At 66.0% G+C, this 15,958-nt stretch carries 20 protein-coding genes; 13 read left to right on the top strand and 7 right to left on the bottom strand.

Going from position 1 to position 15,958, the window contains the following annotated elements; all coding sequences use genetic code 11:
• The first annotated feature begins 1 nt into the window (after position 1).
• The gene (locus G6N53_RS04255; RefSeq protein WP_163887380.1) at positions 2 to 2,140 is read left to right on the top strand and encodes a DNA gyrase subunit A; all 2,139 of its coding nucleotides are present in this window, start codon (positions 2 to 4) and stop codon (positions 2,138 to 2,140) included.
• A gap of 9 nt (positions 2,141 to 2,149) precedes the next feature.
• Here G6N53_RS04255 and arr read toward each other — a convergent pair whose 3' ends face one another.
• From arr to G6N53_RS04280, 5 genes are all read right to left on the bottom strand, one after another.
• Complete coding sequence (gene arr / locus G6N53_RS04260) at positions 2,150 to 2,578, bottom strand: NAD(+)--rifampin ADP-ribosyltransferase (RefSeq protein ID WP_163887381.1); 429 nt, start codon at positions 2,576 to 2,578, stop codon at positions 2,150 to 2,152.
• Between the two features lie 107 nt (positions 2,579 to 2,685).
• On the bottom strand, positions 2,686 to 3,726 hold the full coding sequence (locus G6N53_RS04265; RefSeq protein WP_163887382.1) for a zinc-dependent alcohol dehydrogenase family protein: 1,041 nt from the start codon (positions 3,724 to 3,726) through the stop codon (positions 2,686 to 2,688).
• Between the two features lie 173 nt (positions 3,727 to 3,899).
• On the bottom strand, positions 3,900 to 4,250 hold the full coding sequence (locus G6N53_RS04270; protein ID WP_163895453.1) for a VOC family protein: 351 nt from the start codon (positions 4,248 to 4,250) through the stop codon (positions 3,900 to 3,902).
• Positions 4,251 to 4,312: 62 nt separating this feature from the next.
• Positions 4,313 to 5,059, bottom strand: coding sequence for an SDR family NAD(P)-dependent oxidoreductase (locus G6N53_RS04275; RefSeq protein ID WP_163887383.1), 747 nt, complete (start codon positions 5,057 to 5,059; stop codon positions 4,313 to 4,315).
• A gap of 55 nt (positions 5,060 to 5,114) precedes the next feature.
• Positions 5,115 to 6,020 carry an LLM class F420-dependent oxidoreductase gene (locus G6N53_RS04280; RefSeq protein ID WP_163887384.1) on the bottom strand — a complete coding sequence of 302 codons (906 nt, stop codon included), beginning with the start codon at positions 6,018 to 6,020 and terminating at the stop codon, positions 5,115 to 5,117.
• A gap of 195 nt (positions 6,021 to 6,215) precedes the next feature.
• On the opposite strand from G6N53_RS04280, the gene G6N53_RS04285 reads away from it, so the two are divergent.
• On the top strand, positions 6,216 to 6,680 hold the full coding sequence (locus G6N53_RS04285) for an Rrf2 family transcriptional regulator (RefSeq protein ID WP_163887385.1): 465 nt from the start codon (positions 6,216 to 6,218) through the stop codon (positions 6,678 to 6,680).
• A gap of 15 nt (positions 6,681 to 6,695) precedes the next feature.
• On the opposite strand, the gene G6N53_RS04290 is transcribed toward G6N53_RS04285, so the two are convergent.
• Positions 6,696 to 7,097 (bottom strand): cupin domain-containing protein, encoded by a 402-nt coding sequence (locus G6N53_RS04290; protein ID WP_237166698.1) that lies wholly within the window; start codon positions 7,095 to 7,097, stop codon positions 6,696 to 6,698.
• 2 nt (positions 7,098 to 7,099) lie between these two features.
• Entirely contained in the window at positions 7,100 to 7,930 is an 831-nt protein-coding gene (locus G6N53_RS04295; protein ID WP_163887387.1) for an LLM class F420-dependent oxidoreductase, read from the bottom strand.
• 229 nt (positions 7,931 to 8,159) lie between these two features.
• Here G6N53_RS04295 and G6N53_RS04300 point away from each other — a divergent pair, with 229 nt between their 5' ends.
• The 11 genes from G6N53_RS04300 to G6N53_RS30415 all read left to right on the top strand — a co-directional run bounded on the left by G6N53_RS04300 (position 8,160) and on the right by G6N53_RS30415 (position 15,901).
• Positions 8,160 to 9,011: a helix-turn-helix transcriptional regulator gene (locus tag G6N53_RS04300; RefSeq protein WP_237166396.1), complete on the top strand. Its 852-nt coding sequence runs from the start codon at positions 8,160 to 8,162 to the stop codon at positions 9,009 to 9,011.
• 99 nt (positions 9,012 to 9,110) lie between these two features.
• A complete protein-coding gene (locus tag G6N53_RS04305) occupies positions 9,111 to 9,854 on the top strand; it encodes an SDR family NAD(P)-dependent oxidoreductase (RefSeq protein WP_163887388.1) in 744 nt (247 codons plus the stop codon).
• A gap of 35 nt (positions 9,855 to 9,889) precedes the next feature.
• Positions 9,890 to 10,507, top strand: coding sequence for a hypothetical protein (locus tag G6N53_RS04310; protein ID WP_163887389.1), 618 nt, complete (start codon positions 9,890 to 9,892; stop codon positions 10,505 to 10,507).
• 20 nt (positions 10,508 to 10,527) lie between these two features.
• The gene (locus G6N53_RS04315) at positions 10,528 to 10,923 is read left to right on the top strand and encodes a VOC family protein (RefSeq protein WP_163887390.1); all 396 of its coding nucleotides are present in this window, start codon (positions 10,528 to 10,530) and stop codon (positions 10,921 to 10,923) included.
• 3 nt (positions 10,924 to 10,926) lie between these two features.
• Positions 10,927 to 11,910, top strand: a complete 984-nt coding sequence (locus tag G6N53_RS04320; protein ID WP_163887391.1) for a saccharopine dehydrogenase family protein — start codon at positions 10,927 to 10,929, stop codon at positions 11,908 to 11,910.
• A gap of 206 nt (positions 11,911 to 12,116) precedes the next feature.
• Positions 12,117 to 12,926, top strand: coding sequence for a DUF1906 domain-containing protein (locus tag G6N53_RS04325; RefSeq protein WP_163887392.1), 810 nt, complete (start codon positions 12,117 to 12,119; stop codon positions 12,924 to 12,926).
• 62 nt (positions 12,927 to 12,988) lie between these two features.
• Positions 12,989 to 13,468 carry a DUF4174 domain-containing protein gene (locus G6N53_RS04330; protein WP_163887393.1) on the top strand — a complete coding sequence of 160 codons (480 nt, stop codon included), beginning with the start codon at positions 12,989 to 12,991 and terminating at the stop codon, positions 13,466 to 13,468.
• Positions 13,468 to 14,100 (top strand): CIA30 family protein, encoded by a 633-nt coding sequence (locus G6N53_RS04335; protein WP_237166398.1) that lies wholly within the window; start codon positions 13,468 to 13,470, stop codon positions 14,098 to 14,100. The genes G6N53_RS04330 and G6N53_RS04335 overlap by 1 nt, the downstream gene beginning before the upstream one ends.
• A gap of 52 nt (positions 14,101 to 14,152) precedes the next feature.
• Positions 14,153 to 15,097 carry a DUF5996 family protein gene (locus tag G6N53_RS04340; protein ID WP_163887394.1) on the top strand — a complete coding sequence of 315 codons (945 nt, stop codon included), beginning with the start codon at positions 14,153 to 14,155 and terminating at the stop codon, positions 15,095 to 15,097.
• 100 nt (positions 15,098 to 15,197) lie between these two features.
• Positions 15,198 to 15,698: a methyltransferase family protein gene (locus G6N53_RS04345; protein WP_163887395.1), complete on the top strand. Its 501-nt coding sequence runs from the start codon at positions 15,198 to 15,200 to the stop codon at positions 15,696 to 15,698.
• Positions 15,699 to 15,766: 68 nt separating this feature from the next.
• On the top strand, positions 15,767 to 15,901 hold the full coding sequence (locus tag G6N53_RS30415; protein ID WP_264065057.1) for a hypothetical protein: 135 nt from the start codon (positions 15,767 to 15,769) through the stop codon (positions 15,899 to 15,901).
• Positions 15,902 to 15,958 lie beyond the last annotated feature (57 nt).

Consider the following 15,958-nt stretch of genomic DNA (forward strand, 5'->3'; position numbering starts at 1 on the left):
TGTGACCGCCACACTCGACATCCCCGAGCAGAACCCCGAACTGGTGCTCGACCAGAGGGCCGACGACTACTGGAACCACTACCAGCTGACCTTCGCCCTCTACAGCGTCAGCGACCGCGCCATCCCGTCCGCGTTCGACGGGCTCAAGCCCGGGCAGCGGCGCCTGCTGTATCAGATGCACGACTCCAGGCTGCTTCCCGGGAACAAGCCGCAGAAGTCGTCGAAGGTGTGCTCGGCCGTCACCGGCAACCTCCATCCGCACGGCGGGGCGTCGATGTACGGAGCCGCGGCACTGATGGCTGCGGATTTCCAGCGTGTGAAAGTGATTGACGGACAAGGTGCCTTCCCGCGCATCCAGGGTGACATCCCCGCCGCCGACCGCTACACCGAGATGCGGCTGTCGGCACCCGGTGCGGCACTGACCGCCGAGCTCAACGATCATGCCGTGCCGATGGTGTCGACGTTCGACGGCGAGTGGATCGAGCCGACGGTGCTGCCCGCCCAGTGGCCGGTGCTGCTCTGCAATGGTGCGGTCGGCATCGCCGAAGGATGGGCCACCAAGGTGCCGGCCCACAACCCCCGCGAGATCATGGCGGCCTGCCGCGCACTGCTCAAGACCCCGAACATGACCGACGATCGATTGCTCAAACTCATCCCCGGCCCCGACTGGGGTTGCGGCGCAACCGTGGTCGGCACGGCGGGCCTACGCGAGTACATCACCACCGGCCGCGGCCAGTTCACGGTGCGCGGCACGGTGTCGGTGGACGGGAAGAACGTCATCGTCACCGAGTTGCCGCCCGGTGTCGCGAGCAACACCGTGCAGGAACGCATCCGCGCGCTGGTCGAATCCGGGGAACTGTCCGGCGTGGCCGACATGTCCGATCTCACCGACCGCCGCAACGGGTTGCGCATCGTGGTCACCGCCAAACGCGGCCACAGTGCCGAGACCATCCGCGACCAACTGCTCGCGCTGACCCCGCTGGAGGGCACGTTCGCCGCCAGCCTGGTCGCGCTCGACGAGGACCGGGTGCCGCGCTGGTGGTCGGTGCGCGAACTGATCGCCGCGTTCCTGCATCTGCGCGACTCGGTGGTGTTGCGGCGCAGCGAGCACCGGCTGGAGAAGGTCACCGCGCGGCGTCACCTGGTGGCCGGCCTGATGACCATCCATCTCGACATCGATGCCGCCGTCGCGGTCATCCGGAGCTCCGACACCGTCGACGAGGCCCGCCAGGGACTGCAGGACCGGTTCGCGATCGACACCGAACAAGCTGATTACGTTCTGGCGCTGCAACTGCGCCGGCTGACCAAGCTCGACGTCATCGAGCTGCAGGCCGAAGCGGAGAAGCTGGACGCCGAGTTCGTCGCGCTCACCGAACTGGTATCCAATCCGGATGCGCGTCGGACGGTGATCGACAAGGAACTCAAAGAGACGGCGAAGCTGTTCGCGGACAGCGAGTTCGACCGGCGCACGGTGCTGGACTTCGACGCCACCCCGGTGACGTCCAAAACCGACGAGGACGGGCCGCGCGAGCGCAAGGTCAACTCGTCGTGGCGACTCGATGACCGCGGCGTGCTCTCCGACAGTCGCGGCGACCTGCTCACCTCGGGCCTGGGGTGGGCGGTATGGACCGACGGTCGTGTCAAGTTCACCACCGGCAACGGCCTGCCCTACAAGATCCGGGACATGCCGGTGGCTCCGGACATCACCGGGCTGCTGCAGTCCGGGGTGCTGGCCGCCGGCTCCCATCTGGCGTTGGTGACGCGCCGGGGAAAGGTGCTGCGGATCGACCCCGCAGCGGTCAATCCGCAGGGCGCGGCGGGTAATGGCGTGGCCGGGGTGAAGCTGGCGGGCGATGACGATCAGGTGGTCGCCGCCCTGCCGCTGACGTGTGAGAACGGCGAGGCCATCCTGTCGATTTCCGAAAAGGGCTGGAAGGTCACCGAAGTCGCCGACATCCCGGTGAAGGGCCGCGGTGGCGCCGGTGTCGGGTTCCATCCGTTCGTGGGCGGTGAGAATGCACTCGTGTCGGCGACGGTCTCGACGACCGGCTTCGTGCGCGGCAAGAGGGCGGTGCGCGCCGAGAAGCGGGCGAAGGCTTCGGTGAAGGGCTCCGGCGCGGATGTGACGCCTGCGGGCTAGAGCCACGCATCAGTCGTAGATGACGTCCAGCCCCCGGCGCCTGAGATCGGCCAGGCCGGCGCGCATGGTGTCGAGCTGCTCTGCGCTGTGCCCGACCCAGTCGGTGATTTCGCCGACGATACGCACGGGTTCCTTGGTGCGATAGGAGCGGGTCGGATTGCCCGGCAGCTTCTTGTCGGTCACATTCGGATCGTCTTCGACGTGCCCTTGCGGCTCCACGACGAAGATCCGGCAGCGGCCGTCCCCGGCGGCCATCTCGGCTCCCCAGACCGCGGCGTCCAACGTCTGGGTCACGTACACGTGGTTCATGACGCGATCCTTGTCGTAGTTCGACAGACGACCGGGCACCAGCAGATCTCCGACAGAGAGATCGGCTTTGGTGCCGTGCAGGTACACGCCCTCGTCGTATACCTCGAACGGTTTCGGTCTCTGCGACACAACAACTCCCCCTGTTCGGATCACTCAGTTGCACGAGTGTGCGGCACGACGGGGGCCTTGCCGCAAGACCCCCCTCCCGCCATATAGTGAAAGGGGCCGAAGTGCGTCTAGGTCACAGAGAGCAGCAGTTTGCCCGCCAGACGGCCTGATTCGAGGATGCGGTGGGCCTCTTGCACGTCGTCGAACGCCAGTACGCGGTCGATGCCGATCGTCAGCGCGCCGCGCTCACGGGCATCGATGATGTACGACTTGGCGGCCGCGAGACGATCGGGGAACTCCACGAGTTCGAAGAGGTCGACGAACGAGATCGATTTGCGGTCCAGCGCCACCAGTGGCACATCGACGCGGGCGGCACGGATGTCCGGTGAGGTCTGAGCTCCGTAGCAGAGCACGTGCCCGAACTGCGCGGTCGCGTCGACGAGAGCACTCAGTAACGGCCCGCCCACGGTGTCGTAGACCACCGTGGCGCCGCGTCCGCCGGTGATGGTGGCAACCATGCCGGCGAGGTCTTCGTTGTCTGTGGCGATCGCGTGATCGGCGCCCAGCGCAACAAGTTCGGACTTGCGCGCCGCGGTGCGCGTCGTCGCGATCACAGTGGCGCCGAGGTCGTGTGCGATCTGGATCAGCGCGGTGCCCACCGACGACGTCCCGGCAGTCACGATCACGGTGTCACCCGCGCTGACCGGCACCTTGGTGGCCAGGGTGTAGGCCTGCAGGCCAGCCATCCATGTCGCGGCCTCTTCCTCGTCGGAGCGGTGATCGGCGATGTGGACGAGGGCTTCGACCGGTACGTCTGCGTGTGTGGCGTAGGTGCCGGTGCCCACGGTCGGCGACTGGATGGGCAGGATCGCCACCCGATCACCGACCTGGAAACCGTCGACGTCCGACGCGATCTCGATGAGGCTTCCTGCCGCCTCGACGCCGAGCGTCGCCGGCAATGTGGGGGCGATCACGTAGTGGTCGCGGCGGAACAGCGCCTCAAAGCGATTCAACCCGATCGTGCGGATCTGGACCCGCACGTGCCCGGGCGGCAGCGCCTCTAGTTGCAGCGGCACCATCTCCAGAACCTCGGGCCCGCCGAGCTGGCTGAACTGCACCCGCCGCATGCCCGAAGCAGCGCCGTCGGCACGCGGTGCATCAATAGTCAATGGGTTCAACGTCTTTACTCCAACCGAGTCGATACGTGCATTGTCGGGGCAGATCCAGAAGCTCGACCTCACGCCCCAATTGGTGTAACCAGTGTTGTTACAGCTCTACTGTATGTAACCAAGCTTGTTACAGTCAAGAGGGCAGCGGCGGTATTGCAGAGCCGGATTGCGGCCTACGGTTCACCGGCGACGCAGAACACATTGCCCTCAGGGTCGGCGAGAACCACCCACCCGAATTCGGCGCTCGCGGCATTCCGGCCCACTTCAGTGGCACCGGCAGCGATCAGCCGGGCCACATCACCCTCCCTGTCGCGAGATTGCAGGTCGAGGTGCCACCGGTTCTTGCCCGGCGTCGGGTCGGGCACCTTCTGGAATCCCAACCGCAGGCCCTGCGGCGACGCAACCGTCACGAACTCGCCGGGCGCCGCGACAGTCGCCTCGCCTGCGACGACGCCGGCCCACCAATTGGCCAGCGGCTCCGGGTCGGTGCAGTCGACGGTCACCATGGCGATATCGAGAGTCAGAAATTCGGTGTGCATTGTGGTTGTTCCTTCCGTTGTTGTTACGGGTCGCTGTCACAGACCCCTCAGACGTTGGCGCCACCATCGATGATGAGATCCGATCCGGTGACAAAGGACGCCTTGTCGGACGCCAGGAAGACGGCGCCGGCGGCGATTTCTTCGGCGTCGCCGAGGCGCCCGAAGGGCGTGGTGATGGCGCTGGCACCTTCGTCGCCGAGTTCGGCCAGGACGTTGCTCATACCGGGGGTCCTCACCGGGCCGGGACACAGGGCCGAGACGCGGATGCCGCGGGGGGCCAGCTCGAGTGCCCAGGAGCGCGCGAAGTTGCGGATCGCAGCCTTGGTGGCGGCGTACACGCTCATGCCGGGTTGACCGCTGATCCCCGCGATGGAGGACATCAGCACCACCGAGGCACCGTCGGGTAGCAGCGGCAACGCCTTCTGGACGGTGAACACCAGGCCTTTGACGTTGTCGTCGAAGGTGGTGTCGTAGTGCTCTTCGGTGATCTCGGCCAGGCCGATCGGACGGCCGCTGCCGGCGTTGGCGACGAGTACATCGAGGCGGCCGTGGCGTTCGGTGATGGTTGCGTACATCCGGTCCAGGGAGGACAGGTCGGACACATCGCCGACAACGCCGGTGACCTCGATGCCGGTGTCGGCCTTGATGTCGGCGACCGCGGCGTCGACCACCTCCTTGCGACGTCCGGTCAGGTAGACCTGGGCGCCTTCTGCGGCGAAGCTGCGAGCGGTTTCCAGACCGATGCCCGAGCTCCCGCCGGTGATTAGCGCGACCTTGCCGTCGAGTTGTCCCATTGTGTTTCTCCTCAAGTGATGGTGGTGGGTGGTCAAAGGGTTTGGTGCCCGACTTTCAGCCGAGGTCGATGTGGTCGGCGAGCTGTTTGAGCAGGGGTCGCAGCGTGTCCTCACCCAGGCCGGCCAGCAGTGTCCGCGCCACCCCTAGCCCGGCGAACTGCCGCAGCTGCGTGACGACCCGATCGAGGGCTACGGTGTCCCCGGCGGCCGCGGCGATGAGTTCGGCGGTGCTGCCGGGGTAGGGCACTGTCACTTCGATACCGGCAGGATCGCGTTGCAGCCGTTCGGCTTCAGCGTTCATGATGTCCAGCAGCGGAATGAGCTGTTCGGGTGCGGAGATGCTGGGGAAGTAGCCGTCTCCGATACCGGCGGCTCGGCGGGCCGATCGGTTGGAACGGCCGCCGATGACGACTGGCACGGCGCGGGCGGCCGGTTGGGGCAGGCTGATGGCGTTGTCGAACTGGGTATAGGTGTTGTGCACGCTGGCTTTGGTGTCGCGCCACAGGGCGCGCATGGCCGCCACGTAGTCGTCGTGCCGGCGGCCGCGGTCGGCGAACGGGACGCCTACGGCGTCGAACTCCTCGGCGAGCCAGCCCACCCCGACGCCCAGCAGCAAGCGTCCTTCGCTGAGGACGTCCAGGGTGGCGGCCTGCTTGGCGAGCACTACTGGATTGCGTTGCGGCAGAACGATCACGCCGGTGCCGAGCTTGATGTCGCGGGTGACGGCGGCGGCGAAGGCCAGCCAGGTCAGCGGGTCGGCGATGTCGACCTCTTCAGCCCCGCCCATCATCTTGCCGGATTCGTCGTACGGGTATTCGGTCTCGTAGCCCGACGGCATGACGACGTGATCGATGGCCCACAGTGACTCCAGTCCCAGCTCCTCAGCCAGGACGGCAGTGGCGCGGGCTTGCGCTGGTCTGGCTCCGGCACCGACATTGACGGCGAACAGTCCTAGTTTCATGACGTGAAGTCCTTTGGCTCGTCGGATGATCGAAGGTGCTGACCGGATGCAAGTTGACGCCCGGCCGCCGGCTGCCCACAGACCGACCGATACGGTGCTGTAACTGACATTGTTACAGGTAACATACGTAACGAAGTTGGTTACAGTCAAGGTGGGTGTGGCCGGAATCAGGGGCAGAGGTCAGGACGGTGCAAGGTGAGCGCGAACAGCAGGATGAGTTTGGCGGTGCATGTGTTGACATGGATCGCCTTCGACCGGCGCGGCACCGACAAGGAAGTAGGCACCTCGCAACGTATCGCCACCAGTGTGAATACCAACCCGGTGGTGATCCGACGATCCCTGATCGACCTCCGCGAAGCCGGTCTGGTGGAATCCAGCCGCAGCGGTGGCTGGACGTTGACCAGGGATGCGTCGAAGATCACTCTGCTCGACGTCTACAAAGCGGTCGGCGGCGGCGAGATCTTCGGTATGCACGCCTCCCCGCCTGACGCCGAATGCTATGTGGGATATGGGATTCAGCCCGTACTCACCCGTGTTTACGAACGCGCCACCGCAGCATTGTGCGATTCGCTCGCGAAAACCACTATCGCCGACATCCTGCGCGACACCATGGCCGAGTTCGAAACCGGCGCCGGTGCGGGGAGCAATCGCGGCCGGTGACGGCGCACCGTCAGCTCATGGTGTCCGGATCTCGTTGGTGGGAAAGTCCGGGATCGGCGTGAAGACCTCGATCATGGTGGTGTGTTCGAGCGCCACCGCGGAATGCGGCACACCCCCGGGGATTCCGAGTGCCTCGCCCGGACCCAGAATGAGTTCCCGTCCGTCCACCAGGTATTTCATCCGGCCGGTGAGGATGACGTCGATCTGTTCCATCGGGTGTACCTCCTGTTCGCTGGGGTCGGCCTGGTTCGGGATGGCGGTGCCCTCGGCGATCTCGACGCGCAGAACCTGTGCGACGTCGGCGGTCAGCGCCTTGATGGTGACCCGCTCCCCGAATTCCCCCAGCGGGGTCGGCGTGATGTCGGCCCAGATGCGGTGCTGCGGCCGTCCGAGCGGCGTGGTGTTGCGGGCGTTCATGGTCACCATCCCAAGGATTCGGTTACGGACAAATAGGAGTCGAGTTGGCTGAAGGTGTCATCTGGGCTGAGCGTCTCCAGGTCGAACACCACGCGCTCGGCGCCACTGCTCGGGTAACTCTGCAGTGCGTCCTCGGTGATCGGTCCGACATGGGCGACGGTGACGCGGGTGTCGGTGCCGGTCGCTTCCCGCAATTCCGCTATCGCCGCCGTCGCGTCGGCGCCACTCGCACTGATGGCGTACCAGCCGGCCCCGAACCGCGCGATGCGCGCAAATGACGCGGGGCCACCACCGAAGTAGAGCGGCATGTGCGGACGCTGCACGGGCTTGGGCCAGGCCATGGACGGTTCCAGCGTGACGAAATCACCCCGGTACTCCGCAATCTCGCGCGTCCAGAGCGCCTGCATCGTCTCGACGACCTCATCGATCCGCTTGCCGCGGCTGCGCGGATCGATGCCATGGCTCTCCATCTCCTCGCGGTTCCATCCGATGCCCATACCGAACAGGAAGCGTCCGCCCGACAGCAGATCGAGGGTTGCGGCCTCCTTTGCGGTGATGATCGGATCGCGTTGGACGACCAAGGCGACACCCGTGCCCAGCGCCAACGTACTGGTCACCGTTGCGGCAGCCGTGAGCGCCAGGAACGGATCCAGTAGCCGGTAGTACTTCTCCGGCAACTCGCCGCCGCCGGGATACGGGCTGCGCCGCGAGGCCGGGACGTGGGTGTGCTCGGTGACGAACAAGGAGTCGAACCCGCGGTCTTCGAGTGCGCGAGCAAGCGCAGCGGGTCCGATTCCCTGGTCGGTGAGGAAGGTGGTAACACCGAATTTCATTGTGTCTCCCTGCCTTCGAGTTGTCCCATCGCTGGGCCCCCGTCGGCGGCTCGTGCCGTCTCGTGTGTCGGTCACGACGAGTCAACGCCGACAGCGCCGCCGGCAGAAGGACGCAACAGCCTAGGAGTGCCACACCCTGTTCCGGGCGGGTGACCGCCGGACTTGCGGACGCGATGGGCCTGTGGCAATTCGGTTACAGTCAGAGGCGACCCACACCGAGAGGTTCATCGTGCCAGTTGATGCGTTGCCGCCGAACAACAGTCTGGGCGAGTTCCTGCGCGCTCAGCGCGCACGTATCACCCCGCAAGAGGTCGGGCTGCCGGTGGCCTCGAGTCGGCGCGTGGCCGGGTTGCGGCGCGAAGAGGTCGCCGTCCTGTCGGGGGTGAGCTCGGATTACTACGCACGCCTGGAGCAGGGCCGGGAGCGCACCCCGTCCGCTCCGGTCGTGGACGCCATCTGTCGAGCGTTACGGCTCAATCCGGACGCCCGGGTGCACGCCTTCCGCCTCGCGAAGCTGTCGCCCAGTTGCGCCGCCGCAGCCGAAGGTGTCAGCCCGGAGCTGCTGCAGACGATGGCCGCCTTCCCGCAGGCGGCTGCCTATGTGACCAACCCGGCGTTCCGGGTACTGATCGCCAATCCCGCGGCCTCGGCCCTCATCACACCGTTGCAGCACCGCGAGGTGAACGTCCTGGCCGCGCTGTTCCTGGACCCGGCGACCCGGGAGTTCTACGTGAACTGGGACGAGGTGGCCAAAGCCTCGGTCAGTGCGCTGCGGCTGTCCGAGGGGTTCTCCCCGCCCCACCAGGAGGTCGCGGAGCTGATCGCCCGACTGCACCGCGAGAGCGCGGTCTTCCGCACCCTGTGGGACGACCGAAACGTCGAGGGTCTCACCGTCTCGCAGAAAACGATCCGTCACCCCGACGTCGGGCTGCTGCAGTTGAGCTACCAGACCTTCGACGTGCGCAGTGCCCCCGGCCAGCAGTTGACCGTGGCCACCGCAGCGCCGGGGTCCGCCAGCGCCGATGCCCTGGCGCTGCTCGGCTCCCTCGACGCGACCCGGCGCCAGGAGCGGGTCCAGTAGTCGCTGCCAGGGTGCTGCGCACCTAGGAAGTCTCGCCATTCCACGTCACCGTGGGCGGGGGTTGACTTGCCTTCACCAACACGTGAAAGGCAGACACACATGAGCATCCTCATCATCACCGGAGGCAGCCGAGGTATCGGCGCCGCCACAGCCCTGGCATCCGCCCAACGCGGCATGGGCGTCATCCTCACCTACAACAGCAACCCGGAACTGGCGAACGACGTCGTCGACACCATCGTTGCGGGCGGAGGTCGGGCCGTGGCCCTCAGGCTCGACGTGGCCGACAGCTCGTCGTTCCCGGCGTTCAGTGCGGCCGCCCACGAGGCGCTGCGGGGCACCTGGAACAGCAACCACTTCGACTACCTCGTCAACAATGCCGGCTACGGCCTGTTCACCCCCATCACCGCGGTCACCGAGGCAGAATTCGAGGGACTGTTCAACGTGCACCTGAAGGGGCCGTTCTTCCTCACCCAGGCGCTGCTGCCGCTGATCGCCGACGGCGGTCAGATCGTAAACCTGACCAGCGCGACCACCCGGGTGACCACCCCCGGTGTCGCGCCGTACGCCAGCTTCAAGGGCGGACTCGAGGTGCTGACCCGTTACATGGCCAAGGAGTTCGGCGACCGGCAGATCAGGGTGAACGCCGTCTCTCCTGGGCCGATCCGCACCGAGCTCGGCGGCGGGCTCAACGGCGAATTCGAGGCGCTGCTGTCCGCACAGACAGCGTTGGGTCGCGTCGGTGAACCCGAGGACGTGGCCGACGCGATCGTGAGCCTGCTCTCCGAGGACAACCGGTGGATCAACGCCCAGTCGGTCGAAGTCGCCGGCGGCTTCGTCATCTGATGAGCCACTTCGAAACACTCAGGGAGACAGACGCAATGATCACCGGTTACGACCAGGCCTCAGGCGAGCCGCAACTCGTGCGCGCACCGCGCACCACATTCGTGTCGGTGTCGGGAGCCGGGGCGCCGGCCGCGCCGGCATGGCACCGCAAGAAGCGACTCGTCACCGACATCGCGCGTCAGCTCGCGACCGTCGGCCTGGCACCCGATGGACAGCCGGCCGAACATCTGCAGTACCACTATCTGCCGAGCATGCCGCCGACGAACATCGCCGACTTCTACAGTGTCAATCCGCTCACCGAGCTGCACTATCGGGTGTTGGCCAGGGTCGCCGACAAGGTGACACCGGAAGACATCGCTCAGGCGCGACGCTCCGCTTCCAGCTACTTCGATGACGACGACGAGATCGAAATCCACCTCATCCCCGAGCAACTCGTCATCCAAGTGATGCACCGGGGCCCCTTCGCCAACGAACTGGCCACACTGGAGCGCCTCGGCGCGGCCGCCGACGACTTCGGCGTCACACGCAGCGGTCCGCACCAGGAGATCCACCTCGACCCCTTCACCCTCGACACACCACAAGACACCTTGCGCACAATCCTTCGGGATCCCGTCGCCAGAACCCACCCTCCTACCAGCCACCCCGGTTCCTAACTGCAGGAAGCGAGACACCCATGCTCGACCACGTATTCATCTCGGTCAGCGACCTCGACCGGTCCATCGATTTCTACACCGCGGCACTCACCCCGCTCGGTATCACCGCCCGCGTCGACTACGACGGAAACGAGGGCCCGGCAGGGCATCCGGACCTGAAGGGATTCGGGGCCGACGGCCGTATCTTCTTCTGGCTCAGACACGGAAACGTCGACAGCCGCGCCGCTCACATCGGGTTCGTCGCCGACAGTACCGCCGAGGTCGACGCCGCATATGCTGCTGCGATGGCCGTGGGCGCCACCGACAACGGGGCACCCGCGCCGCGCGCCTACTACGATCCCCGCTACTACGCCGCCAACGTCTTCGATCCCGACGGCTACAGCCTTGAATTCACCTACAAGAGCTGGCAGCACTGACTCATGAGCACACTGATGATCTATGGCGCCACCGGCTACACCGGCCGGATGGCCGCCCAGCACGCCACCGCAGCCGGATTGAACCCCGTGCTCGCCGGACGCGACGGGCCCCGGCTGGCAGCGTTGGCCGGCGAACTCGGCGTCGAGCATCGCACGTTCGCCCTCGACGACCCTGCAGCAGTGGGTGCGGCGCTGCGCGGGATCTCCGTCGTGCTGAACTGCGCCGGGCCGTTCATGCGGACCGCCCAGCCGCTGATGGCCGCCGCTATCCGCTCCGGCGTCCACTATCTCGATACCGCAGCCGAATTGGACAGCTACCTTCTGGCCGAGACGCTCGATGCGGACGCTCGGGTCGCCGGCGTGATGCTGCTCCCGGGAAGCGGCGGGAGCGTCGCCATGCTCGGCTGCCTCACCGCCCACGCGGCCGGACGAGTCACCGACCCCCAGCGGGTGCGGGTCGCGCTGCATGTGGCCGGATCCATGTCACGGGGATCGGCGGTCAGCGCCACCGAGAACCTGAGCGCCGAATGCCTGGAACGCGTCGACGGCGTGCTGGTACGCCGAAACCCGGATGAGTCACGGGGTTTCGACTTCGGCTCGGGCTCAGTGACCTGCACGCCGACCACGCTCCCCGACCTCGTCACCATCTGGCGGGCCACGGCCATCCCCAACATCGAGACCTTCGTTTACGTGTCGGGAGACGCCTTCCCCACCGGCGATCTGTCGGATCTGCCCGAGGGACCGACTCGCGAGCAACGCGAGGCCCACAGGTACCAAGCCTGCGCTGAGGTAACCGGAGTTGATGGATCCACCGTGCGGTCGGTGCTCGACACCGTGAACGGCTACACCTTCACCCCGATGGCGGCGGTCGAGGCGGCGCGGCGGGTACTCGGCGGTGAGTACCGCCCAGGGTTTCACTCTCCCGCAGACCTCTTCGGTGCTGGATTCGCCGAGACCATCGCCGATACGCGGATATGTGATGTCTAGCGTCACCGCATCCTGCACAGCGAGACGGAACGGTGCAGAACCAGTGCCCACCCACGCGCCGGCGCTTGCAGACCGGGAGAAGTCGGGGACTGCATTGTCCCGCCGGTGAGCCCCGGCTTCGGGGTGAGCCGTCGGCGTCGCCGAGTGTATCGGCGCACTCGGCGTGGCCACAGTGTTCCCAGCCGTCACTTTGTTAACATCGCGCAATGCCGGATCCGCCGTGGACGATCAGTCGGCTGCGATCACACCCCGTTTCCCGGCGTGACGCCCTGCGCTACGCCGCCGCAGTGTCGGCGTTGGCCGGGTTCGGCGGCGCCGCGGCCGGTGCCACCACGCCGACAGCCGCAGCCGCCGCTCCCACGCTGATCGACTTCGCGATGCGCCAGATCCCGGCCCAGGACATCCGGGCTGCCGGGCACGCCGGGGTGATCAACTACGTGTCGACCTCGCGGCCCGGATCGTCGTTCGGTGCGAAGCCGATCACGCTGCCCTACGCCCAGTCGCTGACCGCCGCCGGTTTGGTGATCGTCAGCAACTACCAGTACGGAAAACCCGGCGGTACAGCACCGTCGGATTTCACCCGCGGGTTCGCCGGAGGAGTCGCCGACGCCAGGACCGCCTGGCGCCTGCACACCGCGGCCGGAGGCGGACGAAGCGCACCGATCTACTTCAGCGTCGACGACGACATCGACCGCGCCACCTGGAACAGCGTTGCACTGCAATGGTTTCGCGGGATCAACTCGGTGCTCGGCGTGCAGCGCACCGGGATCTACGCCGGCATCAACCCGTGCCAGTGGGCTACCGCCGACGGTGTCATCGGCAGGTCGGGATCTCCCGGCAAGGTATGGGCATGGCAGACCCGGTCGTGGTCCAAGGGCCTGATCTACCCCGGTGCAGTTCTCTACCAGCGCATCATCGACACTGCCTCGAATCCGGGACCGATCGTCGGAGGTGTCCGCGTCGACGTGAACGACGTGCTGGCCCAGGACTGTGGCCAATGGAACTTGCACCCGTGACGGAGGGCCCAACCGGATCTCATCTCGACAACCGAAAATGAGTCGGTAGAGTCGAAAACACCATGGTGAAGAATCGCATCTTCCGGCGATTCCATTTGTGTGCGCTCGCGTTCATTGTTCTGCTGACGGGTGCCGCGCTCGGGTCCGCCAGTGCCGCGGCCGCCGAACTGAGCGACTACCTCTGGAAACAGCGTCCCCTGCTTCTGTTCGCGCCGACGGACAGCGATCCGCGGCTTGTTGAGACGCTGAGCCGCATCGACGCCAGTCGATGTGCTTTTCTCGACCGCGAGATGGTGGTCGGCATCCTCACTTCAGAGGGCAGTAGCACGCTCGATGGCCAAGCGATCAGCACCGATGCGTCACAACGCTTGTTCGACCAGTACGCGGTTGCTGAAAACACCTTCAGCGCACTGTTGATCGGAAAAGACGGTGGCCAGAAGCTGCGCGTGGACGACGTACCGGATCTTCAAGCAGTTTATGCCGTCGTCGACGGTATGCCGATGCGAAGCCGCGAGATGCGTGCCGACCCAAGCGGGTGTTGATGTCGGACAAAGGCCGCGGCTTGCGGCGTGGGCAGATCAGCATCATGCTCGCCTGCTTGGCGCTTCTGACAGCGTCGTGCGGAGCTACCGGGCAACCAGCCAACGCAGACGAGACGAACGCCCCGCAGACGATCGCTCTCGTCGACCTCGACGATGCCGGCCAGGTGGCCGTATGGACGACGGTCAACGACCCCGTCATGGGCGGTCTGTCCACCTCGCGGATCACGTTCGACAATGGTGGCCTCCTGTTCTCGGGCAACATCTCGCTGGAGAACAACGGCGGGTTCGCCTCGGCCCGCAGTCCGCAGAACTCCGATATCGGGCGCAGAGCAACAGGCGCGAGATCGCTGCGCGTCCACGCGACCGGAGACGGTAATACCTACGTGTTGAAGGTGGGCATCGAAGGGCAGCCATGGTCCTACATCCAGCGTTTCCCCACCCAAGCCGCCGTCCAGCGGATCTACGAACTGCCCGTTGGGGGCTTCCAACCGGTTGGCATGCGTCTGGATCCCGCACCCGACGCCCCGCAGACTCTGGACCCTTCAGGCATCAACCAGCTTTCGGTCTACATTCTCGACGAACAGCAGGGCCCGTTCGAAATCACTGTCAGCGCGATCGACGCCATATCCTGAGAACACCAGGCGCCGGTCCGATTTCACAACATCAAACCTGGAGGAGGTTCGAATGACCGATATCCGATCCGGTGAGGGCTGGCCGGCTCTGCGCGTCGACGAATGGGAGCCAGCGCGCAGATCGTTGCACATGTGGAGCCAGATCGTGGGCAAGGTGCGGCTGGCCCACGCGCCGCTTATCAACCACTGGTGGCAGGTTCCGCTCTACGTGTCACCGCGAGGGTTGACGACGTCGGCCATCCCCTTCGGCACCGACTCGTTCGACATGGAGTTCGACTTCGTGGACCACGCACTGGCAGTGCGGGTGAGTGACGGCGGCGCCGCCACCATTGATCTGCGGGACATCTCCGTGGCCGGGTTTTACCAAGCAGTTCTGGACACGCTCGGCAGTCTGGGCATCGAGGCGAACATCTCCGACGGACCCAATGAAGTAGACCCTGCTATCCCGTTCGCTGAAGACACGCACACCGGCTACGACCCCGCGGCAGCCAACGCATTCTGGCGCCAGCTGGTGCAAGCCGACCGGGTGATCGGCCGGTTCCGTGCCGGGTTCATCGGCAAGGTCAGCCCTGTGCATTTCTTTTGGGGTTCTTTCGACTTGGCGTGCACCAGATTCTCCGGTGGCCTCGCACCCACGCACCCCGGTGGTGCACCGAACTGTGGCGACTGGGTGATGGAGGAGGGGTACTCCCATGAGCTGAGCAGTTGCGGATTCTGGCCCGGCGGTGGGGCCGAAGGGGCGTTCTACTCCTACGCCTATCCGGAGCCGGCCGGTTTCGCCGACGCCGCAGACCCGCCCGCCGGCGCCTTCTACGACCCCAACTTGCGGCAGTATCTGTTGCCCTATGAGGTTGCCCGCCAAGCGAACGACCCGGATGGGGCGGTGATGGACTTCCTGGAGTTCACCTACGGCGCAGCCGCCGATTTGCTGGGATGGGACCGGCGCGATCTCGAGGCCGACCCCAACCGCTGGACGCACAAGACTCGTTCCATGTGACGCCCCGCGGCAGCCAACCAGATTCACGCTCGTCTGACACGTTCGTGTACTGACCCAGAACACGTGGCCACGACCCCGCTAGGGCGGCTAGCCTGCACGGATGCCATCGACGCCTCTGCCAGTCGTGCTGGCCACGCTCGCCCTGCGACGCAAACTCATGAAGCTCGCAGACATGATGGTGCCGCCCCAGATCGCGATGCTCGATGTCGGCGAGGGCGTCGGCGGCGTCCAGATCGCCGCGACCATCGCCGAACTCGGAATTGCCGATGTGCTCGCCGACGGGCCGATGACCGCGCCGCAGATCGCCGCTCGGATCGACTGCGACGAAGACGCCACTCATCGCCTGCTACGCGGCGCCGTCGGTTGCGGTCTCTGCGCGATGGACCGCCGAACGGGGGCGGTGAAGCTGACGCGCACCGGAGCAGTGTTGCGCAGCGATCATCCCGCTTCGCTGCGGGCCTGGATGCGCTACAAGGGGATGCGGTCGACCGTCGACGCCTGGGTTGGCCTCGCTGAGAGTGTGCGCAGCGGCCGAAGCGCGTTCGAGGCCGTGCACGGGACGTCGGTCTGGGAGTGGCACACCGCGCACCCGGACGAGTAGCGGGTCTTTGCGTCGACGATGCGCCAGGCCACCGAGATCAGTTTTCACCACTTCTCGACCTCCATACGTTGACCCAACGCGACGGCGGACGTCTGCGCTCGTTGGCCGAACTGTCGGCACTGCTCACCGATGCCGGCCTGAGACCCACAGGCCGCAGGTTCTCCGTCGTGCCGCACGACCTCATCGAAGCCGAGAAGATCTGACAACGCTGGCCTTGCGTTACGTGAATAACGGCAGCAGGCCGACACTGCTGAGTCTCG

Source organism: Mycolicibacterium hippocampi, from assembly GCF_010723735.1.
GTDB classification, from domain to species: domain Bacteria; phylum Actinomycetota; class Actinomycetes; order Mycobacteriales; family Mycobacteriaceae; genus Mycobacterium; species Mycobacterium hippocampi.